Origin of the sequence: Rhodococcus sp. NPDC059968, assembly GCF_042738615.1 — a bacterium.
Lineage (GTDB): Bacteria > Actinomycetota > Actinomycetes > Mycobacteriales > Mycobacteriaceae > Rhodococcus_F.
The window spans coordinates 63,814-83,463 of record NZ_JBHWUE010000046.1; the positions used below are offsets into that span (position 1 = coordinate 63,814).

Genomic DNA, 19,650 nt, shown 5'->3' on the forward strand with positions numbered 1-19,650 from the left:
CTCCGCCTCGGACGTCGACACGTTGGGATATCCGTCTTGTCCATTCAGCTCTGCCTGTCCGACCCCCGCAGTTCCGGACGTCCGATGATCGGGTTACGCAGCACCACCGTGATCGTCGTTCCGCCCGCGATGGCCTTCGAGTACCTCGGTGATCCGGAGACCGTGCTCGGTCCGATCCCGCTGCCGTCCCGCGGCCGGGTCGTCGCGTCGGATCCGGATCGCCGGCTCGTCGTCGAGGCAGATCACGGTGTGCACGGATCGGTCTGGACGTTCGACGCGCTCAGCCCGGACGAAACGGGGCTCACCGTCGACTTCCGCTACCACTCTCCAGGCAGACCGGCCGGACAACTGCTCGGCGGTGTGGCCGCACCGGTCGTGTGGCAGGCGCTGCGACGTGCACAGGTCACGTTGAAGGACCGGATCGAAACCCTCTACCACGAGCCCGCCGAGCCGGCCGGTCTCGACCGAAGGAGAGCATGACGTGGGATTCTCGGCAGCGGGCAAGACGGTCCTGATCACCGGGGCGGCAATGGGGATGGGACGCCTGTTCGCCCGGCTCGCCGCCGCCGACCACGCCGGCGCGGTGGTGTTGTGGGACATCGACGCCGACGCGCTCGAACGCACGGCGCAGGAACTGCGCGAGTCGGGGTGCACCGTCAGCGCACACGTCGTCGACGTCGCCGACCTCGAATCCGTCCGCAAGGCGGCTGCCGATGTGCGGGATGCGTTCGGTCGTCCCGACGTGCTCGTCAACAACGCCGGTGTGGTGCGCGGCAAGTACTTCTGGGATCACGACCACGAGTCGGACACCAAATTCGTGATGGACGTCAACACGCTCGCGCCGATGTACATCACCAACGAATTCCTGCCCGCCATGATCGAGGACCGAGGGCGGGACTGCCGCATCGTGAACATCGCCTCCGCCGCCGGGACCGTGGCGACGCCGAGGATGGCCGTCTACGCGGCGTCGAAGTGGGCTGCCCTGGGATGGAGCGATTCGCTGCGACTCGAACTGGTCCAGGCCGGCCACGGGCACGTCAAGGTCACCACCGTGTGCCCGAGCTACATCTCCACCGGCATGTTCGACGGTGTGAAGAATCCCCTGTTCGCCCCGATCCTCCGCCCGGAGGACGTCACGGCCCGGTCGTGGCGGGCGATGAAACAGGGGAGACCGCTGCTGATGCTGCCGCGGTCGCTGTACCTGTCGCGGGTGGCGAAAGCCGTCCTGCCCGTGCGTGCCTGGGACCGTCTGGCCGACCGGCTCGGTGTGTACCACAGCATGGACGCCTACACCGGCCGGGTGCAGGCGCCCACCCCCTGACGTATCGGATCAGCCGAGGTCGAAGCGGGCGCCGAGCCGCATGCTGCCCGGGGCCAGGCGGCTCAGCGCCCGCCCGAACTTGGCCTCGGGCGTGACGGGGACGACGGCCCTGTTGTGCGTGACGGCCTTCACGATCTGCGTCGCCACCCGGTCCGGGGTGAAACCGCGTCTGCGGTAGAGCTTGTCGGTCCGGTCCCGCTTCTTCGCCTGCTCCTCCGGTGTGGCGCCCGCGAAGTCGGTGGCCTTGACGATGTTGGTGTGGACCAGTCCGGGACAGATGGCGCTGACGCCGATGCCGTGGTTCACCAATTCCGCTCGGAGACAGTCCGACAGCATGAACACCGCGGCCTTGCTCGTCGCGTACGCGGTGAGTTGCTTCTGCGGCGTGAACGCCGCGGCGGACGACAGGTTGACGATGTGCCCACCGGTTCCGCGGTCGATCATCTGCTGGGAGAATACGCGGGAGCCGTAGACGACACCCCAGAAATTCACGTCCATGACCCGCTCGAAGTCCTTCTGCGGGGTCTTCGTGAACGTGCCCGAATATCCGATCCCGGCGTTGTTGACCACGATGTCGGGGGTGCCGTGCTCGGCCTGTACCTGCTCCGCGAAGCGCTGCACCTCGTCCTCCACCGCGACGTCCACCTGATACGCGTGGGAGCCGCCGCCGAAGATGGCGACCGCACCGCCGCCCTTCATCTGGGCGGAGTTGATGAGATCGGAGGTCTGCTGCGCGGATTCGAGGTCGCGGTCGGCGACCACCACGACCGCGCCTTCTGACGCGAACGCCAGCGCGGTCTCGCGGCCGATCCCGCTGCCGCCGCCGGTGACGACGACGAGAGTGCCGTCGAGGTCCCGCAGACGGTGATGCTTCCGAGAACCGCTGCGCCAGCCCCTGACTTCGCCGAGAAGACTCATGTGACCATCTTGTCCGAGTACGGTCGTTTGTGTGCTGATCTGGTATGTCAGCTATGGATCCAACATGGCGGCGACGCGTCTGACCTGCTATCTGCGTGGTGGTTGCCCGGCCGGGGGCAACCACGTGCACGCGGGCGCCCGCGACGCGAGCGCCCCGCGCGAGTCGATACCGGTGGTCATACCCGGCTCGGTGTTCTTCGCGGGAGAGTCGCGGATCTGGGGCGGCGGCCGCGCCTTCTACGACCCCGACGCGCCCGGCTCCGTCGCGGCCCGCGCATTCCTGGTGACACAGGAACAGTTCGAGGACATCCACGCGCAGGAACCCGCCTGCTACGACCGCCTGGTCACTCTCGGATCCCGCAACGGTGTCCCCATGTGCACGTTCACCACTCGGGCCCGCGGTGACGTCGTCGCCCGGAACGCACCGGCGCCCGCCTATCTCGCGACCATCGCGGACGGTCTCCGTGAAGCGCACGGCTGGGACGAACCGAGGGTCGCCGATTATTTGACGCGACTTCGGGTTTCCTAGCCGACCCAACTGTGCTTACGTGGGACGGGCCACACGAGGTGGCGTTCACGAAAGGGAGTCGATGTCCGATCTGCATGTCGTAGCGACCATTCCTGCCAAGCCCGGTTCCGAGGACACCGTCCGCGACGGACTGTCCGCCCTGGGGGCGGAGAGCCGCAAGGAAGAGGGCTGCATCTCGTACGAGGTGTTCGAATCAACCGCGGTCGCGGGAACCTTCGTCACCGTGGAGGTGTGGACCGGCCAGGAAGCGCTCGACGCGCACATGAAGTCGCCGCACTTCCAGGCCGCGCTCGGGACGTTCGGTGAGCACCTCGCCGGGGCACCGGCGATCCACCCGCTGAAGCCGGTTTCCTAGAGTCGTAGTTCGTGACCACACCAATCACCAGCATCGCCCCCGAAGGTCCCGTCCGCGGCGGTGTCGTCGTCATCCAGGAGGCGTTCGGCGTCACCGGGCACATCGTCGACGTCTGCCGCCGTTTCGCCGACGCCGGGTACCACGCCGTCGCGCCGCACCTGTTCCACCGGCGCGGCGATCCGGTGCTGGAGTACGACGACATGACGTCGGCGATGTCGCTGATCGGTGAGCTCACCGCGGCGCACATCGACGAGGACGTCGACGGGGCCGTCGCGGCTCTGTCGGCGGCCTCGATCGACCCACGGAACACCGCGATCGTCGGATTCTGCATGGGCGGGACGGTCGCGTTCCACACGGCGACGCGCCTCGACCTCGGGGCGGCGGTGAGTTTCTACGGCGGAGGCGTCGCGAAGGGACGCTTCGGATATCCATCGCAACTCGACGTCGCCGAGCAGCTCGGAACGCCGTGGCTCGGCCTGTTCGGAGACCGCGACAAGGGGATCTCGACCGAGGAAGTCGAGGAGTTGCGCGCCGCGGTCGCGCACACCCCGGTGGACACCGAGATCGTCCGCTACGCCGAAGCCGAACACGGCTTCCATTGCGACGACCGTCCCATCGTGTACGACGAAGCGGCCGCGCGGGACGGTTGGGCACGCACGCTCGCGTGGTTCGGCTCACACATCGACGTCACACGCGCCGCCGCCGGAACCGACTGACGGCGGCCGGATCACCGCGTCCGACCGGTCGGCTAGTTGTACGCCGGCGCCGGATCCGTACACGACCGTGACAAGTCGCGGCGTGTTGCGGATACCGCCACGCGGGCTGTGCGTTTCGCGGGTTCCGACGTCGATGTCACGAACGGGAACCCGATGTGCGTCACGGCGGTACGGCCGAAAAGCCCCTGACGTGCCGCCCGGTCTGCTTCATGCGCGAGACCCGTGACCGAACCGTTATAGTCGGCGTCATGACTTCAGTTCTCGGTGTATCGGTAGGCGCCAGCGCGGTGCGCTTCGCGCGCCACGACGCCGTGACTCTCGAAATGCCGATCTTCGAATCGCGGTCGGTGACCGCGACACTGGAACGGCCGGAGGAACTGGCTGCCGAGTCCATCGGCACGGTGCTCGCCGAGCGCGACGAGACCGACGAGGTGCAGGCCATCGGCGTCGCGTACCAGGACGAGGCGCAGGCCGGTGCCGTACAGGTCGCGATGACTCGGTTGCAGATCGGCAACTTCCAGATGGTCCCCGAAGTGACGGCCGCGCTCCAGATGCTCGAGATGTCCGGTGAGCTCGGCGACCACGCGACGCTCGTGTTCTACGACCTCGGCAGTTCGGGGCTCACCGTCACCGTGGTCGATCGAGACACCGGAATGGTGTTGAGCAGTGCGCGTTCGGATCAGATCAGCGGCGACCTCGTCGACCGGCTGATCTGTGACAACCAACTCGAACTGCACCGCTTCGCGCACCCCGCCGACGCGGCAGCCGCGCTCGCGCTCGCCGCGCGGTGCCGCGATGCGAAGGAGCAGCTGTCCACGAACGGCGCGGTGTGCATGCCGGGCGAGGGCGGGCTTCTTCTCCTGTCGCAGGACAGTTTCGATTCACTCATCGTGGGCCCGGTCGAGACTTCGGCGCGCCTGACGCGCGAGGTCATTCGCCGCTCGGGACGCCTTCCCGACGCCGCGGTGCTGATCGGTGGCGGCGCGCATATTCCGTTGGTCACATCCGTGATGGAGTCCTGGCTCGACCTTCCGGTGATCGTCCCCGCGCAGCCCGAACTGGTTGCGGCCGAGGGTGCGGCCCTGCTGGCGCGCCCGACGTCCGACGAGTTCGTCGGGGCGGTGGCGCCGGAGCCGGAGCCTGAGCCGGAGCCCGAATCGGAGCCCCAGCCGGAGGAGCTCGAGTCCCAGCCGGCATTGCTGTCGGAAGACGCGCCGGTACCGCCACGGAGGCGTCGTGGCCTCGTCCTCGCCGGCGGTGTCGTGGCCGTGGTCGCCGCGGTGGGTCTCGGACTCGGTGTCGGCACCGACCTCCTGCAGGGTACGGAGGAGGAAGCACAGCCGGCCGCGACGCAGTCGAACACTCAGGCGCCGAGCGTGCGGCAAGTGGTACCGCCACAGCCCACGACGACCGCGGATGTGACCCCGCCTCCGGACGCCGCCCCGTCGGTGGTCGACGAGGAGCCGGTGATCCCGCCGCAGACCGAGGTGCGCAGCACGTACCAGCCGCGGACGCAGCCGCAGACGCAGACGCAGAGTCCGACCCAGGCACCGGTCGCCTCCGAGACACAGAGTGTCGTGCCGTCCGACACGTCGGCTCCACCGACCACATCGGAACCCGCTCCGCTCATTCCGGGTCTGCCGCAGATTCAGCTGCCGACGATTCCGCCTCCGGCACCGCTCCCCATGCCGGAGTTGCCCCGGATACCGGGTCTCTGAGCGCATACAACGAAGACGGATGCACCAAGGCCCCGACACGCGTTCCGTGATCAAACCGTTATAGTAATTCCATGGTTTCAGTTCTCGGTGTATCGGTGGGTGCCAGCGCGGTGCGCGTGGCGTATCCGGACGACGAGGGGGCCGTCTTCCGGTCATTTCCGGTGGGCGCCGCCCGCGAGCACCCGGAGCACCTGGTTGCCGATGCCATCGGAACTGTGATGGCCGAGCGCTCCGCCGCCGATGACGTGCAGGTCTTCGGTGTCGCCTATCGGGACGAGGCGCAGGCTGCTGCCGTGGAGGCCGCGATCGACTGCCGTCTGGTCCCGGAAGTGACGGCCGCGCTCTGGATGCTCGAGGCGTCGGGACAGCTCGGCGACCATTCGACGCTCGTGTTCTACGACCTCGGCAGCTCCGGCCTCACCGTCACCGTGGTCGACCGATTCACCGGCGCGGTGCTCGGGTCGGCCCGCACCGACGAGATCAGCGGCGACGTCGTCGACCGGTTGATCCGCGACCACCAGCTCGACGAGAAGCGCATCGCGCCACCGGCCGATGAGGCCGGGGAGTCGGCGCTCGATGCCCGTTGCCGCCGCGCCAAGGAAGAGCTGTCCACCAACACCGCGGTCTGCGTACCCGGCGACGGCGGTCTGCTCCTGCTCTCGCAGGACATTCTCGACTCGCTGATCGTGCGCCACGTCGAGGCGTCGGCGCGCCTGGCACGCGAGGTGATCGAATCGTCCGGGCGTGCTGCCGACGCGGTAGTGCTGATCGGGGGCGGCGCGCACATCCCGCTGGTCGCGTCTCTGATGGAAACGTGGCTCGCGCTTCCGGTGATCATGCCGGCGCAGCCGGAACTGGTGGCCGCGGAGGGCGCTGCGCTGGTGGCACAGGAGCGCTCGGACTCGTCGGAGCGCCTCGGCGCCGAGAGATTCGCCAAACCCGTGATCCGCGGTGGCGCACTGGCGGGCGGTGCTCTGGCCGTCGTCGCCGTGATCGGTCTCGGCCTCGGCGTCGGTGGCAGCCACCTGCAGAGCTCCGACGGTGACGCACGTCCCGTCGCCACTCAGCCGAGTGACGCGGAGCTGTCCCCGTCGACCGCGCCGTCACCGGCGTCGACGCCACCGCCGTCGGCCGCGGTGTCGGTTCCGGGCCCGGTCGAGGAGGAGGCGAGCGTGCCGGAACCCGCGCCCGCGCCTGCCCCCGCCCCGCGACCTCTCATTCCCGGTCTGCCGCAGATTCAGCTGCCGACCCTTCCGCCGCCTCCGCCGCTCCCTCCGCTGCCCCGGATTCCGGGCCTCTAGCGACCGCTCATCGACGCAGCATGTCCCTGACGTGACCGGTCTCGTTGACCGACGCCACGCGACGCTCGCCGCTGCGCGACACGAGCACCCGGGTCACGGACACGTACTCGATCGGGAACACGAGGGGTCGGTCGAGCCCGAGCAGGTCTTGCAGGAACACGTTGATGACGCCGCCGTGGGCGAACACCGCGACGGTGTCCTCGTGGCCGGACTCGTCGACGATGCGGCCGAGGGAGTCGAACACCCGCGTGCGGAATGCGTCGGCGTCGACGGACTTCGGGAACTCGCCGGCCCGGATGCGGGCGAAGGCCTCCGGCGCCCGCGCCTCCGCCTCGTGGAACGGGATGTAGTGGTCCAGGTCGTAGTCGTACTCCGCGAGCCCGACGTACTCGGTGACGGGGAGGTTGAGTGCCTCCGCGACCGGCGCGGCGGTCTCGAGTGCACGTCGTTGCGGGCTGCTCACGATCCGGGCGATGCGGTACGGGGCCAGTGCCGCGGGCAGGCGCTTGGCCTGGGCGTGACCTTCTTCGGTCAGTGCCGGGTCCGCGCGCCCGTCGGACGCGGTGACGAGCTCGGGCAGCGCGTGGCGGATCAGTAGCAGTTGCACGTCGATCAGCTTGCCAGCTCCCGCACCAGCGCCGCGATCTGGCCGGGCTGATCGATCATGGCGTGGTGGTGGGCGGGCCGCACCACCCGGAACGTGGCGCCCAGGAACTCTGCGAACTGTCTCTGCATGCGGATCCACGACGACCCCCACGGTGTGGGGCGTCCGGTGTGGGCGGCCGCCACGACGACGGGTGCCGTCATCGTCGTGGTCTCGCGTAGCGCGGCCAGTTCCTGGGCCAGCGCCGGGTACGACGCGTTCTCGACGATCGAGGATTCAAGGTACGCCGGTTCGCGGTAGATCCGTTCGATCCATTGCCGGGTGTCCGGCGCGATCCCGTCCGGGGGTGTCGAGTGGTTCAGGATCCGGCGCACGGTGGGGCCGAGGCGCTGTTGCAAGCCCACCCTGCTCGCGGTTCGGGCCACCCGGCGACCCAGGGTGACGCGCCACCGGGTGGGGATCACGCGGTGCGGACGGGCCGTGACGGTGGCATCGAGGAGGATCAGGCCGCCGGTTCGCTCCGGGTACAGCCGGGCGAAGGCCTCGACGTAGATACCTCCGAGGGAATGGCCGACGAGCACCGCCGGGGTGGCCACATGCAGGGCGTCGAGGACGTCGGCGATTCTCTCGGCCTCGCCCCGGGCGGAGGGACGCTCGGCGGACGGGGGGCTGAGCCCGTATCCGGGTCGGTCGATCCGCACGACGAGGCAGCTCCCGGACAGCAGATCGACCACCTCGTCCCAGTCGAACCAGTTCCCGCCCAGGCCGCCGTAGAGGACGACGGGTGGGCCCTCGCCGTCGACCACCACGTGTACTCCCGCGACCATTTCCCCAGGACGTTTCACGTGGAACCATCCCGTTCCGGGGTGACGTGAATAACGCTGAGCGCCACGAAGATCAGCCACCCGCAGAAGGCGAGCAGCTGGACACGCTGGCCGAGTCCGAGCCAGGCGTCCTGTTGGCCGCGCAACCCGGCGGCCGTCAGCGTCCACACCGTGCCGCCGATGAACACGACCGCCACGGCCACTCCGGTCAGTTTCAACCAGGTCGGCCAGCCGTAGCGGAAGGCGGCCAAGAGGAACGCGAGGCTCGACACCACGCCTCCCGTCGAGGCGGACGCACTGGTCATGGCGTGCAGATCATGGGTGAGCGGCAGGCGCCCGGACGCCTCATGTGCGGCGCAGACGGGGTCCATCGTGGCCGCGCAACTCATCGGCAGGCGCGAATCCGCGATGGTCGCGATCGCGAACACGATCAGCGCGATCCAGCCGACCGCCGTCACCCAGCCCTGCGAGTACCGCGACAGTCCGAGCACCCCGGCTACGGCGACGATGCACCCGGTAATCAGGTCGCCGGTCCGGAACCAGAATCCGTACGGCTGGTCCGCGGCGGCGAGTTCGCTCGCGAAACCCCGCAGCGGATCGATGCCGGTGTCGAGGACGAATTCGAGCAGCCACGACGCGTAGCCGACGGCGCCGAGGATCAGCAGCACCGCGACGGCCACCCGGCCACGGGAGATCATTGCCTCGGCTTGGCCAGGGGGAACGCGAGGGTTTCACGGATGCTGCCGCCGGTGATGAGCATGACCACCCGGTCGACGCCCATGCCGAGCCCACCGGTCGGGGGCATGGCGTGCTCGAGGGCCTGCAGGAAGTCCTCGTCGAGTTCCATCGCCTCCTCGTCACCGCCGGCCGCGAGCATCGACTGCTCGGTGAGCCGGTTCCGCTGATCGACCGGGTCGGTGAGTTCGCTGTACGCGGTGCCCAGCTCGACGCCCCACGCGACGAGGTCCCACTTGGCCGCGACCCCCGGAATCGTGGGGTGCGGGCGCGTCAGAGGCGACATCGACGTCGGGAAGTTGGTGTAGAAGGTGGGGAACTCGGTGTAGTCCTCCACCAGGTGCTCGTACATCTCCTGTGCGACGGCGCCCGCGTCCCAGGCGGACTGGTACGGGATCTCGTGCTCGTCGCACAGCCGTTGCAGTTCCGCGAGCGGCGTCTCGGGTGAGACGTCGACGCCGAGTTTCTCGGCGACCGCCTGGTGCATCGTCTTGACGGGCCATTCGCCGGAGATGTCGACCTCCACCAAGGTGCCGTCGGGGCCGGGACGCATGATGATCTCGCGTCCGTATGCCGCGGTCGCCGCGGTCTGGATGAGCTCCCGGCACAGCACCATCATCTTCTCGTAGTCGCTGTGCGCCTCGTACGCCTCGAGGATCGTGAACTCCGGGTTGTGTTTGAAATCGACGCCCTCGTTGCGGAAGACGCGGCCGATCTCGAACACCTTCTCCATGCCGGCGACGCACAACCGTTTGAGGTACAGCTCCGGCGCGATCCGCAGGTACAGGTCCAGGTTGTAGGCGTTGATGTGGGTGAGGAACGGGGCCGCGTTGGCGCCGCCGTGCACCTGCTGCAGGATCGGGGTCTCCACCTCGAGGAAGCCGCGGCCGCCGAGCGAGTCCCGCAATGACTTCACGACGGCGCTGCGGGCCTCGAGCAGGCGGCGGGCATCGGAGTTGATGGCGAGGTCGACGTACCGCTGCCGGACGCGGGTCTCCGGGTCGGACAGGCCCTTCCACTTGTCCGGCAGGGGGTGCAGGCACTTGCCGGTCATGCGCCATTCGTTCGCGAGCAGCGACAGCGCTCCGCGGCGGCTGTATCCGATGACGCCGGCGACCTCGACGAGGTCACCGAGGTCGAACTCGGCGGCGAACGCCCGAATGCGATCGGTACCCACCCTGGCCTCGTCGACGAGGATCTGGATGTCGCCGGACCAGTCCCGGACCACCGCGAACACGACGCCGCCGTAGTCGCGGATCCGGAGCAGGCGGCCTGCGATGCGGACGGTCGTTCCCTCGGGGGATTCCACCGCCTCCGTCACGGTGTGGCTGGGCGGATACGCGACCGGGTACGGGTCGATGCCCTGTTCGGCGAGGCCGGCCAGTTTGTCGAGCCGGACGCGCACCTGCTCGGGACGTTTCGGCCCGGTCAGCGTCGGTGCGAGGCCTTCGCCGGGTGCGCTGCCGTCGGAGTGCAGTCCTTCGGCGGCGACGAGTGCGGCGGGGACCGCGGCGTGGGTGCCGGTGTGCTCGAGGGCGTCCCGGGTTCCCGAGCGGCCGAACCGGGGCAGGGTCACGAACCCTTCCGCAACGGCCGACGCGAATCCGACGCGCAGCAGTTCCCGGTTGTCCTCGAAGCAGAGGAACCGCGGTACCCATTCCGGCTGGTACTTCACGTTGGATCGGTAGAGCGCCTCGAGCTGCCACCAGCGGGAGAAGAACACGAGAATCGAACGCCAGATCCGCAGGATGGGTCCGGCCCCGATGCGGGAGCCCTCCTCGAAGACCGAGCGGAACACCGCGAAGTTCAGCGACACCTTGGTGATGCCGAATTGATCCGAGGTGGTGGCCAGTTCGGACACCATCAGCTCCACCACTCCGTTGGGAGAGGTCGGCTTGCGGCGCATCAGGTCGAGGGAGACACCGGTGGGCCCCCACGGCACCAGCGACAGGATGCCGTCGACCTCGCCGTCCTCGGCGATCGCCTCCACCAGCAGGCAGTCGCCGTCGAGGCGGTCGCCGAGCCGGCCGAGGGCCATGGAGAAACCGCGCTCGGTCTCGGTGTCGCGCCATGCGTCCGCGAGCCGGATGGTTTCGGCCATCTCCTCGGCGGGGACGTCCCGGTGTCTGCGGATCCGGACGGTGACGCCCTGACGCCGGACGCGGGTGACGGCTTGGCGGACCTGCCGCATGTCGCGTCCGCTGAGGTTGAATTCGCGGGTGCGGAGGATGGCTTCGTCGCCGAGCTGGAGCACGGTGAGACCGGCCTTGTTGTAGGCGGTGGCCCCGGTTTCGCTGGCCCCCATCACCGCGCTGGCCCAACCGTATTGGGACGCGAGTGCCTGCCACGCCTCGATCGCGTGCGGCCACGCCTCCGGGTCGCCGATCGGGTCGCCGCTGGCCAGGCACACGCCGAGCTCGACGCGGTAGGTGATGGCCGCCTTCCCGCTGGGTGCGAACACGACGGCCTTGTCGCGGCGGGTGGCGAAGTAGCCGAGGGAGTCGTCCGCGCCGTACTGCAGCAGGAGTCCGCGCAACGCCGATTCGTCGTTGCCGGTGAGCGCATTGTGGGACCGCTGTGCGCGGAACAGGGTGATGACGGCGGCCAGCAGTGCGATCGCGCCGAACAGGCCGAGGAGGGTGTTGACGAATCCGTGCGGGCGTCCGCTGAACTGTTCGTTGTCGGCCGCGGCGAGGGCGGTCACGCGGTTGAGCGCCCACAGGAAACGTTCGCCCTGCGGCAGGGTGCCGGGGAACAGTTCGACGAGGCCCCACCCGACGAGGGTGCCGATAGCGAGCCCGACGATGAGCACGCCCAGGGCTTTCCAGCCCGCGCCGCGCCGGACCCGGGTGTAGAACTCCGGGCGGGCCGCGATGAGAATGCCGATCAGCACCACCTGGACCACGGCGGCGACCATCGCATTCACGTTCCGGTCGGTGATGCTCACGATCACGTTGGTGATCAGGATCAGAACCAGATAGATCGTCAGCAGCCACCAGGCGATGCGCTTGCGGCTCGCCAGCGCCGCCGCGAGCAATGCGACCACCAGAGCCCACGACAGGCTGGTGTCCGGAGCGTCGAAGTAGTACGTGTCGACGTATTCCCGCGGCACGTGCACGTAGTAGCGCAGCACCGGCGAGATGCTCCACAGGAACACGAGCACCGAGAAGACACCCAGGATCAGTCCCGCGATGTGGGGAACCTGGTGGAAGCGCCCGTTCTTCGGCCCGAGGGCGGGTCGGGGCCGTGGCGCGGCGGAGACGGCCGCCTCGGACGCGTCGTGTGTCTCGGTGCTAGCTGACATCGAGTGTTTCCTTCCCGGCAAGAGATACGTACCGATCACGGGAGACAGATGTTCCAGTGTTCAGTGTGAGCCGTCGGGCCGCGATTTGGGTGGAGAGGGAAGATAGAGGCATGTCCGACATTCACGACGCCGTGCCGATCCGCGACGAATCCATCCGTCTCGGTCAATTCCTCAAGCTCGCCAACCTCATCGAGTCGGGGGCCGAGGCGAAAGAGGTGATCGCCGACGGACTCGTGTCGGTCAACGGTGAGGTCGAGGTGCGGCGGGGGCGGCAGCTGCGGGACGGGGACGTCGTGGAGATCGGTGGGATGACGGCGCAGGTGAGTGCTCAGCCCTGACTGCGGGCGGTCGAGAACCTCTGCAGGAACAGTGCCTCCGCGACGGCGAGGTGCTCGATTTCGCCGGGATCCACACTCTCGTTGGGGGCGTGGATGAGACAGCGCGGTTCCTCCACCCCGATCAGGGCGATCTCCGCTTTCGGCACGACGGCGGAGAAGACGTTGCACAGAGGAATCGAGCCGCCCTGCCCGACGGTTCCGAGTTCCGTTCCGAACGCCTCCTCCATCGCCGCGCCGAGGGCGGCGTAACCGGGACCGTCGGTGGTCGCGCGGAACGGGGAGCCCACCGCTTCGCGTTCCACGGTCACCCGCGCATTCCACGGAGTGGCGTTCTCGAGGTGCGCGGCGAGCGCGTCCTGCGCCTTCTGCGGGTCCATGCCGGGTGGCACCCGCAGGTTGAGGCGGGCCGATGCGCGCGGCGAGATGGCGGCGGCCGAGCCGACCACCGGCGGGCAGTCGATGCCGAGGATCGTCAGGGCCGGCCGGGCCCACACGGCGTCGGCAACGGAACTCGAACCGGCGAGACGCACACCGTCGAGCACGCCGGCGTCGGTGCGGAACTGCGCCTCCGGGTAGTCGACGCCCGTCCAGTTCTGATCCGAAGCCAGACCGTCGACGACGGTGTTGCCGTCCTGGTCACGCAGGGTGGCGAGCATCTGGACGAGGGCGGCCAGCGCGTCGGGGGCGGGCCCGCCGTACATGCCCGAATGCACTTCCCCGGCTAGGGTCTCGACGTGGACCACCACGTTCGCTATGCCCCGCAGGGTGGTGGTGACGGTCGGGCTGCCGACCGCGGCGTTTCCGGTGTCGACGACGAGGATCATGTCGGCGTCGAAAAGTTCGGGCCTTGCCTCGACGAGGTTCTCGAGCCCGCCGGTTCCCATCTCCTCGGATCCTTCGGCGACGATTCTGATGCCGACGGGGAACGGGGTGCCGAGTGCGCGCAGCGCCAGCAGGTGCATCACGATGTTGCCCTTGCAGTCGGCCGCGCCGCGCCCGTACCAGCGTCCGTTCCGCTCGGTGAGGGTGAAGGGGTCGGTGTGCCACAGCTTCTCGTCGCCGGGCGGTTGAACGTCGTAGTGGCAGTACAGCAGCACCGTCGGGGCCCCGTCGGGCGCGGGCTGGTGTCCGACGACGGCGTGTGAACCGTCGGACGTCTCGAGCAGTTCGACGTGTCCGATTCCGGCTCCGATGAAGGCGTCCCTGACCCATTCGGCGGCGCGAACGCATTCCTCCGGTGGGAACTGCCGCGGATCGGCCACCGACCGCATGGCCACCAGTTCGGCGAGTTCGTCACGCGCCGTGGGCATCAGCTCGGCTATCTTGGAACGGATTTCGTCGGACATCGAACGCCTCCTCGGCGGTGCTCGGGTGATGCGGTGGTCCGGTACCGATGATTCCCGAACCACCGCTCGGTTCTCGCCGGATCAGCGGACGACGACGCCGTCCTGATCGCTGTAGACGATCTCGCCGGGATTGAACGTGACGCCGCCGATCTCGATCGGGACGTTCTTCTCACCGGAGCCGGTCTGGGTGCTCTTGCGGGGGTTGGTGCCTAGCGCCTTGACGCCGATGTCGAGGGTCTTCAGGATCGCCGAGTCGCGGACCGCACCGTTGACGATCACGCCGGCCCAGCCGTTGTCGACGCCGCGCCCGGCGATGATGTCGCCGACCAGGGCCGTGTGGATGCCGGCGTCACCGTCGACCACCAGGACGCCGCCGTTGCCGGGCTCGCCGAGGGTCTGCTTGACCAGCAGGTTGTCCTGGAAGCACTTGATGGTGGTGATGGGGCCGGAGAACACTTCACGGCCGCCGAACTGGATGAACTGCGTGTCGCAGCTCCGGATGTCGGGTCCGATCTCGTCTGCCAGGTCAGCGGTTGCCACGGGTTCAGTCATACGCGTCAGGATAGAGGGCCGACGCTGGGAGAATGCGGGCCATGACCATTGCAGTGACAGGAGCCACGGGGTCGATCGGCGGCAAGGTGCTCGAGCGGCTCGGTGGTGGCGCCGGTGTCCGGCTGATCGGGCGGAACTCGCAGCGGCTCGAGCCGCTGGCCGAGCATTTCGACTCCGCGTTCGCAGTGGCCACGTATGCCGACGGTCCGGCGATGACCGCCGCGCTGGACGGCGTCCGGTTGCTGTTCCTGGTCTCGGGTCACGAGAGCGCCACCCGCCGCGAGGAGCACCGCACCGCCGTGGACGCCGCCCGTGCCGCCGGGGTGGAGCGGATCGTCTACCTGTCGTTTCTGGGCGCGGCGCCCGAGTGCACGTTCACGTTCGGGCGCGACCACTACTTCACCGAGCAGCACGTCCGGGAGAGCGGTGTGAAGTACACGTTCCTGCAGGACAGCTGGTATCAGTCGATGATCCCGCTGATGGCCGACGACCAGGGCGTCATCCGGGGTCCCGCCGGGGACGGGCTGGTGAGCGCGGTGGCGCCCGACGACGTCGCCGATGCGGTGACGGCGGTCCTCACCACCGGCAACGGCGACCACGACGGCGTCACCTACCGGCTGACCGGGCCGGAGGCGTTCACCCTCACGGAGGCCGCCGAGACGATCACGAGGGTGACCGGACGTTCGGTGCGGTTCGAGAACGAGACCCTGGACGAGGCGTACGCGTCCCGCGCCCACTTCGGGGCGCCGGACTTCGAGGTGGCAGGGTGGGTGACCTCGTACGCAGCGATCGCGGCCGGTGAGTTGGCGGTGGTCACGGGGGACGTCGAGACGCTCACCGGGAGGCCGCCGACGACCTTCGCCGACTATCTGAACAGCTACACTTGACCCCGTCCTGGCATAGCGAGCGGTAGATAGGTCTTTGATGGTCAGCTCATCCAAGGGTGCGACGCCCACCGAGGTCGGCAACGCAGCAGACTGGCGCCGCCTCGAACCCACGAAGTTGACGCCGATCCTCAGCGCCTCCCTCGACGCGTTCTACGAACACGGTTTCCACGGCACGTCGGTGCGCGACATCGCTCGCCGAGTCGGTGTCACGGTACCCGCTCTCTATTACCACCACGAGAACAAGGAGGCCGTTCTCCTGGCGCTCCTGGAACTCTCCACCAGCGACGTTCTCGATCGGGCTCACGCCGCGAGCGCCGACGGTGGCGACGATCCGGTGCAGCGGCTCGCCAACGTCATCGAGGCGATCGTGCTGCGGATGACCATGCGATCCCGTCTGGCGGCGCTCGAGAGCGAGGTGCGCTACCTGAGCCCGGAGAACCGGCAGCGTTACCGCACGGTCCGCAAGGGTGTGGAGGAACTGGTCCTCGAGATCGTCAAGGAAGGCAAGAAGCGGGAGCTCTTCGACGTGGCGGATGCCGCGGAGACGACGCGGGCGCTTCTCGGTATGTGCCAGTCGATTCCGCGCTGGTATCACGCCGAGGGCAAGCTGACCCCGGATGCCGTGGCCCGCAAGTATGTCGAGATCGCGATGAAGACGGTGGGATCCACCGAAGCTCCCGTCAAACCCAAGAAGAGGCGCACCGCCGACGTCTGACCGGCGATGCGCCTCGGCAGGTTCCGGCGGTCAGCTCCCCAGGCCCAGCCCCGGTGACGCGACCGCGTCGAACTGCGTCGTCGTCTCGGTCGGCTCGCCGCTCGGTGGGGCGAAGGTGAATACGGCGGTGTAGCGGCCGGCCTCGTGCGTCCGGATCGCGGCCGTTCCGGCGCCCAGGGTGAGCGGGATGGTCCGCGTGGTCACGTCGCCGCCGGGGTCGGTGATCTCGAGTTCGACCGGAGTGGACCCGTCCGTGCCGGTCGGGGTGGGGGTGACGAGCGCGCCGAGCGTCACCAGATTGTTGGCGCGGACGGTGCCGATCGGTGGGACGACGTTGATCCTATAGGTGGTGGCGGCGGTTGCCGTGGGCGCCAGAGCAAGTGCGGCCGCTCCGGCGAGCGCGGCAATGGTCAGGGTCCCTCGCGAGAAGTGCACAAAATCCCTTCCTGTCGACGGTCGCTACGCGCAGCCACGTTACGGCAGAACCAGGTGATACCCGCGCCCATTCACCGGGTGTCCGAGAATAGTTCGAACACACGGCTTTCCGTCGATCACGCTTCCAAAGCGGTTCAGGATGCGGTGTTTTCCCGCGCGACCGTACCGTTGGTGTGCTGCACGGGACAGGTTCTGGGGAAGGTGCCCAGTTTCTCCACGTCGTACCCGGTCGGGTAGCTGCGAATGTTGGGGAGGTCGCGGGCGAACTTGGGCACGGCGCGCACGGGGTAGAACCGGACGAGGCGGGCGCGGACCTTCAACGCACCCCGCGACAGAGTCCGCGCGAGGCGGGACGGCCTGCGGTAGGCGAACGCGTCGAGAAGCGGATCGTCCATGAGCGCCCAGGAGAATCGCTTGATCAGGGCGGCGGGCGCGAGATTGTTCGGCGGGAACGTGCAGAGAAGTTCGAGCGTCGAGTCGGCTACCGCGCGGCCACCCTGGTCGAAGAGGAAGTGTTCACGCTCGTAGTCGTCGAGGAATTTCTCGAACGCCTCGAAGGTATCGGGAATCTGCTTGATGCCCATGTACGTGCCGAGCGCACGGTAGTAGTTGGTGGATCCGACGATCTCGTTGCGGGTGAGTTTCCGCCAGCCGAAGTCGTCGATCCAGCGCACCGGGGTCACCACGAACGTCGACAGCACGTATCGCATGTCGTCGTTGGAGATGTCGTAGGAGCCGTGCATCTGGTTCATCCGGCGGATGCCGGTGCGACCGGCATCGCTGGTGAAGCCGTGTTCGAGGACGGCGTCGAGGATCAGTCCGGTGTCGTCGTAGCGCTTCTGCACGCGTTCGGTGAACTCGCCGGTCTCGAACAGCAACCGGCCGATGGTGGGCACGGCGTACGTCCGGAACAGCGCGAAGCTGAGGGCTTGATTGATGTCCCAGGGAAACTCCTGCGTGGCGAGAATCCGGTAGATCTCTTCGTGCTGCGTCTCGGGATCGAGGCGGTCGGTCCGGTGACGTAGATCGAAGCGTTTCATGAGTTTCACTTCCTGCAGCGGCTGTGACAGATGACCAGGCATTTAGCGATCGTTCAGACAGTTCGACTGTATCGCCAGTCACAGTGCGATGCCAGAGTGGCATTATGCAAACACATGGCACGAAATTCACCGCAGACCGATCGCATCGTGATGCTCACGGAACTCCTCGCAGACGAGCCGGAGACGCCCCGGAGCCTCGCCGACATCGCCCGGCACCTCGGCGTCGCAAAGGCCACCTGCTATCCGATGGTCGTGGCCCTGACCGAGGCGGGCTGGCTCATCCGGCACCCCACCCGCAAGACCTACCGCCTCGGTCCCGCGCTGATCCCGGTCGGACGCGCCGCCGAGACGGCCACGGACGTCGTCGACCTCGCGCGGGCGGTGATGCACGAACTGGCCGACGCGTCCGACATGGCGTCCATCGCGTTCGTGCAATCGGGAAGCGACGTGGTGGTCGCGGAGGTGGTGCAGCCGGTCGGGGGACGCCGCGGAACCCTGGGTCTGCGGCTCGGCGACAAGGTACTGCTCGCGCCGCCCATCGGTTCGGGACTCGCGGCCTGGTATCCGCCGGAGCAGCGGGAGGAGTGGTACGCCCGCGGCGCGGAGGACCTGGGGGTCGGGGCGGACGATCTGCGCGCCGCCTACGAGCCGGCCCTCGCGCTCGTCCGGGAACGCGGGTATGCGATGGAATCGATGCAGCAACAGGAACATTCGCTGGCCAGTGCCGTGTCGGAACTCCGCGGTCGCGGTGTGGGCGGGCACCGCTCGACCGTAGCGCTGCGGGAGGCGCGCAAACTGTTGTCGGCGGATGCGGTGGTCGGTGACATCGACCCGGAGGGCAGCTACCAGCCGCTGTCGATCAATGCCGCGGCATTCGACCGTGACGGTGAACCCGCGGTCGTGCTGTGTGTCGCCGACGCGTCCCGGCCGATGTCGGGTGTGCGCACGGCGGAGATCGGTGAATTGGTCCGCGACGCCGCGGCGCGGGTGACGGCCGCCATGCACGGCCGCCACCCGTGAGTACTTCTTAACCGCGGGCGGTTAAGAAGTACTCACAAGCTATTTCAGTTCGGCGAGGACGGTGCCCTGGGTGATGGCGGCGCCGGGTTCGACGGACAGGCCGGTGACGGTGCCGGCCTTGTGGGCGTTGACGGGGTTTTCCATCTTCATGGCCTCGAGGACGGCGATGAGGTCGCCTTCGGCGACTTCCTGGCCTTCCTCGACGGCGACCTTGACGACGGTGCCCTGCATGGGGGCGGTGACGGCGTCACCGGACGCGGCGCCGCCGGCGGCGCCGCCGCGGGTGCGGGCCTTGGGCTTCTTGCGGACCGCCCCGGGTGCGTTTCCGCCGCCGGTGCCGAGGGTGAACTGGCCGGGCAGGGACACCTCGACGCGGCGGCCGCCGACCTCGACGACGACGTTCTGCCGGGGCAGGGTGTCGTCCTCGTCAATGGGCTGGTTACCGGTGAACGGTTCGACCTGGTTGTCCCATTCGGTTTCGATCCACTTGGTGTAGACGTCGAATGAGGTGCCGTCGCCGATGAAGGCGGGGTCGGCGACGATGGCCCGGTGGAACGGGATGACCGTGGCCAGTCCTTCGACCTGGAATTCGGCGAGGGCGCGGCGGGCGCGGGCCAGGGCTTCGTCGCGGGTGGCGCCGGTGACGATGAGCTTGGCGAGCATGGAGTCGAACTGGCCGCCGATCACCGAGCCGGTTTCGACGCCGGAGTCCATCCGCACGCCGGGGCCGGTGGGCGGCACGAACTTGGTGACGGGGCCGGGGGCGGGCAGGAAGCCGCGGCCGGCGTCCTCGCCGTTGATGCGGAATTCGAAGGCGTGCCCGCGGGGGGTGGGGTCCTCGAGGAGGTCGAGGGGTTCGCCGTTGGCGATCTTGAACTGCTGCAGGACCAGGTCGATGCCGGCGGTTTCCTCGGTGACGGGGTGTTCGACCTGCAGGCGGGTGTTGACCTCGAGGAAGGAGACGGTGTCGCCCTGGACGAGGTATTCGACGG

General features: G+C 68.4%; 21 protein-coding genes. 11 read left to right on the plus strand and 10 right to left on the minus strand.

What is annotated here, in order from left to right; genetic code table 11:
• Positions 1-36: 36 nt before the first annotated feature.
• Both ACFWAY_RS30705 and ACFWAY_RS30710 read left to right on the plus strand, forming a co-directional pair.
• A complete protein-coding gene (locus ACFWAY_RS30705; RefSeq protein ID WP_378513208.1) occupies positions 37-480 on the plus strand; it encodes a hypothetical protein in 444 nt (147 codons plus the stop codon).
• Between the two features lies 1 nt (position 481).
• Positions 482-1,321, plus strand: a complete 840-nt coding sequence (locus ACFWAY_RS30710; RefSeq protein WP_378513209.1) for an SDR family oxidoreductase — start codon at positions 482-484, stop codon at positions 1,319-1,321.
• Between the two features lie 9 nt (positions 1,322-1,330).
• On the opposite strand, the gene ACFWAY_RS30715 is transcribed toward ACFWAY_RS30710, so the two are convergent.
• Positions 1,331-2,239, minus strand: coding sequence for an SDR family NAD(P)-dependent oxidoreductase (locus ACFWAY_RS30715; protein ID WP_378513210.1), 909 nt, complete (start codon positions 2,237-2,239; stop codon positions 1,331-1,333).
• Between the two features lie 31 nt (positions 2,240-2,270).
• Here ACFWAY_RS30715 and ACFWAY_RS30720 point away from each other — a divergent pair, with 31 nt between their 5' ends.
• The 5 genes from ACFWAY_RS30720 (at position 2,271) to ACFWAY_RS30740 (ending at position 6,858) form a co-directional block, all read left to right on the plus strand.
• Positions 2,271-2,768 carry a hypothetical protein gene (locus tag ACFWAY_RS30720; RefSeq protein WP_378513211.1) on the plus strand — a complete coding sequence of 166 codons (498 nt, stop codon included), beginning with the start codon at positions 2,271-2,273 and terminating at the stop codon, positions 2,766-2,768.
• 61 nt (positions 2,769-2,829) lie between these two features.
• Positions 2,830-3,123, plus strand: coding sequence for a putative quinol monooxygenase (locus tag ACFWAY_RS30725; protein ID WP_378456359.1), 294 nt, complete (start codon positions 2,830-2,832; stop codon positions 3,121-3,123).
• Positions 3,124-3,134: 11 nt separating this feature from the next.
• Positions 3,135-3,839: a dienelactone hydrolase family protein gene (locus ACFWAY_RS30730; protein WP_378456360.1), complete on the plus strand. Its 705-nt coding sequence runs from the start codon at positions 3,135-3,137 to the stop codon at positions 3,837-3,839.
• A gap of 248 nt (positions 3,840-4,087) precedes the next feature.
• Entirely contained in the window at positions 4,088-5,557 is a 1,470-nt protein-coding gene (locus ACFWAY_RS30735) for an Hsp70 family protein (protein WP_378456361.1), read from the plus strand.
• Positions 5,558-5,628: 71 nt separating this feature from the next.
• Positions 5,629-6,858 (plus strand): Hsp70 family protein, encoded by a 1,230-nt coding sequence (locus ACFWAY_RS30740; protein WP_378513212.1) that lies wholly within the window; start codon positions 5,629-5,631, stop codon positions 6,856-6,858.
• A gap of 7 nt (positions 6,859-6,865) precedes the next feature.
• Here ACFWAY_RS30740 and ACFWAY_RS30745 read toward each other — a convergent pair whose 3' ends face one another.
• The 4 genes from ACFWAY_RS30745 to lysX are packed head-to-tail and all read right to left on the minus strand — an operon-like array spanning position 6,866 to position 12,325.
• The gene (locus ACFWAY_RS30745) at positions 6,866-7,465 is read right to left on the minus strand and encodes a histidine phosphatase family protein (protein WP_378456363.1); all 600 of its coding nucleotides are present in this window, start codon (positions 7,463-7,465) and stop codon (positions 6,866-6,868) included.
• A gap of 5 nt (positions 7,466-7,470) precedes the next feature.
• Positions 7,471-8,289, minus strand: a complete 819-nt coding sequence (locus tag ACFWAY_RS30750) for an alpha/beta fold hydrolase (protein WP_378513219.1) — start codon at positions 8,287-8,289, stop codon at positions 7,471-7,473.
• Positions 8,290-8,303: 14 nt separating this feature from the next.
• Positions 8,304-8,984, minus strand: a complete 681-nt coding sequence (locus ACFWAY_RS30755; protein WP_378456364.1) for a DUF998 domain-containing protein — start codon at positions 8,982-8,984, stop codon at positions 8,304-8,306.
• Complete coding sequence (lysX, locus tag ACFWAY_RS30760; RefSeq protein WP_378513213.1) at positions 8,981-12,325, minus strand: bifunctional lysylphosphatidylglycerol synthetase/lysine--tRNA ligase LysX; 3,345 nt, start codon at positions 12,323-12,325, stop codon at positions 8,981-8,983. The genes ACFWAY_RS30755 and lysX overlap by 4 nt, the downstream gene beginning before the upstream one ends.
• Positions 12,326-12,435: 110 nt before the next feature.
• Here lysX and ACFWAY_RS30765 point away from each other — a divergent pair, with 110 nt between their 5' ends.
• Positions 12,436-12,663 (plus strand): RNA-binding S4 domain-containing protein, encoded by a 228-nt coding sequence (locus ACFWAY_RS30765; protein WP_378456366.1) that lies wholly within the window; start codon positions 12,436-12,438, stop codon positions 12,661-12,663.
• Here ACFWAY_RS30765 and ACFWAY_RS30770 read toward each other — a convergent pair.
• The gene (locus tag ACFWAY_RS30770; RefSeq protein WP_378456367.1) at positions 12,654-14,009 is read right to left on the minus strand and encodes a dipeptidase; all 1,356 of its coding nucleotides are present in this window, start codon (positions 14,007-14,009) and stop codon (positions 12,654-12,656) included. The genes ACFWAY_RS30765 and ACFWAY_RS30770 overlap by 10 nt on opposite strands.
• A gap of 81 nt (positions 14,010-14,090) precedes the next feature.
• Complete coding sequence (gene rraA, locus ACFWAY_RS30775) at positions 14,091-14,561, minus strand: ribonuclease E activity regulator RraA (protein ID WP_378456368.1); 471 nt, start codon at positions 14,559-14,561, stop codon at positions 14,091-14,093.
• 41 nt (positions 14,562-14,602) lie between these two features.
• On the opposite strand from rraA, the gene ACFWAY_RS30780 reads away from it, so the two are divergent.
• Complete coding sequence (locus tag ACFWAY_RS30780) at positions 14,603-15,448, plus strand: SDR family oxidoreductase (protein ID WP_378456369.1); 846 nt, start codon at positions 14,603-14,605, stop codon at positions 15,446-15,448.
• A 37-nt stretch (positions 15,449-15,485) separates the two neighbouring features.
• Complete coding sequence (locus tag ACFWAY_RS30785) at positions 15,486-16,163, plus strand: TetR/AcrR family transcriptional regulator (protein ID WP_378513214.1); 678 nt, start codon at positions 15,486-15,488, stop codon at positions 16,161-16,163.
• A 30-nt stretch (positions 16,164-16,193) separates the two neighbouring features.
• Here ACFWAY_RS30785 and ACFWAY_RS30790 read toward each other — a convergent pair whose 3' ends face one another.
• Positions 16,194-16,598, minus strand: a complete 405-nt coding sequence (locus ACFWAY_RS30790) for a hypothetical protein (RefSeq protein ID WP_378513215.1) — start codon at positions 16,596-16,598, stop codon at positions 16,194-16,196.
• 134 nt (positions 16,599-16,732) lie between these two features.
• Positions 16,733-17,638: an oxygenase MpaB family protein gene (locus ACFWAY_RS30795; RefSeq protein ID WP_378513216.1), complete on the minus strand. Its 906-nt coding sequence runs from the start codon at positions 17,636-17,638 to the stop codon at positions 16,733-16,735.
• A gap of 114 nt (positions 17,639-17,752) precedes the next feature.
• Here ACFWAY_RS30795 and ACFWAY_RS30800 point away from each other — a divergent pair, with 114 nt between their 5' ends.
• The gene (locus ACFWAY_RS30800) at positions 17,753-18,658 is read left to right on the plus strand and encodes an IclR family transcriptional regulator (RefSeq protein WP_378513217.1); all 906 of its coding nucleotides are present in this window, start codon (positions 17,753-17,755) and stop codon (positions 18,656-18,658) included.
• Between the two features lie 39 nt (positions 18,659-18,697).
• Here ACFWAY_RS30800 and ACFWAY_RS30805 read toward each other — a convergent pair.
• Positions 18,698-19,650: biotin/lipoyl-containing protein (locus ACFWAY_RS30805; protein ID WP_378513218.1), on the minus strand; the 953-nt coding region annotated here is incomplete at its 5' end.

Excerpts from the sequence above, each read along its gene's own strand:
- ACFWAY_RS30770 (WP_378456367.1), bottom strand. The coding sequence starts at position 14,009 with ATGTCCGACGAAATCCGTTCCAAGATAGCCGAGCTGATGCCCACGGCG.
- rraA (WP_378456368.1), bottom strand. The coding sequence starts at position 14,561 with ATGACTGAACCCGTGGCAACCGCTGACCTGGCAGACGAGATCGGACCC.
- ACFWAY_RS30785 (WP_378513214.1), top strand. The coding sequence starts at position 15,486 with ATGGTCAGCTCATCCAAGGGTGCGACGCCCACCGAGGTCGGCAACGCA.
- ACFWAY_RS30715 (WP_378513210.1), bottom strand. The coding sequence starts at position 2,239 with ATGAGTCTTCTCGGCGAAGTCAGGGGCTGGCGCAGCGGTTCTCGGAAG.
- lysX (WP_378513213.1), bottom strand. The coding sequence starts at position 12,325 with ATGTCAGCTAGCACCGAGACACACGACGCGTCCGAGGCGGCCGTCTCC.
- ACFWAY_RS30780 (WP_378456369.1), top strand. The coding sequence starts at position 14,603 with ATGACCATTGCAGTGACAGGAGCCACGGGGTCGATCGGCGGCAAGGTG.
- ACFWAY_RS30740 (WP_378513212.1), top strand. The coding sequence starts at position 5,629 with ATGGTTTCAGTTCTCGGTGTATCGGTGGGTGCCAGCGCGGTGCGCGTG.
- ACFWAY_RS30800 (WP_378513217.1), top strand. The coding sequence starts at position 17,753 with ATGGCACGAAATTCACCGCAGACCGATCGCATCGTGATGCTCACGGAA.
- ACFWAY_RS30725 (WP_378456359.1), top strand. The coding sequence starts at position 2,830 with ATGTCCGATCTGCATGTCGTAGCGACCATTCCTGCCAAGCCCGGTTCC.
- ACFWAY_RS30755 (WP_378456364.1), bottom strand. The coding sequence starts at position 8,984 with ATGATCTCCCGTGGCCGGGTGGCCGTCGCGGTGCTGCTGATCCTCGGC.
- ACFWAY_RS30735 (WP_378456361.1), top strand. The coding sequence starts at position 4,088 with ATGACTTCAGTTCTCGGTGTATCGGTAGGCGCCAGCGCGGTGCGCTTC.
- ACFWAY_RS30795 (WP_378513216.1), bottom strand. The coding sequence starts at position 17,638 with ATGAAACGCTTCGATCTACGTCACCGGACCGACCGCCTCGATCCCGAG.
- ACFWAY_RS30750 (WP_378513219.1), bottom strand. The coding sequence starts at position 8,289 with ATGGTCGCGGGAGTACACGTGGTGGTCGACGGCGAGGGCCCACCCGTC.
- ACFWAY_RS30765 (WP_378456366.1), top strand. The coding sequence starts at position 12,436 with ATGTCCGACATTCACGACGCCGTGCCGATCCGCGACGAATCCATCCGT.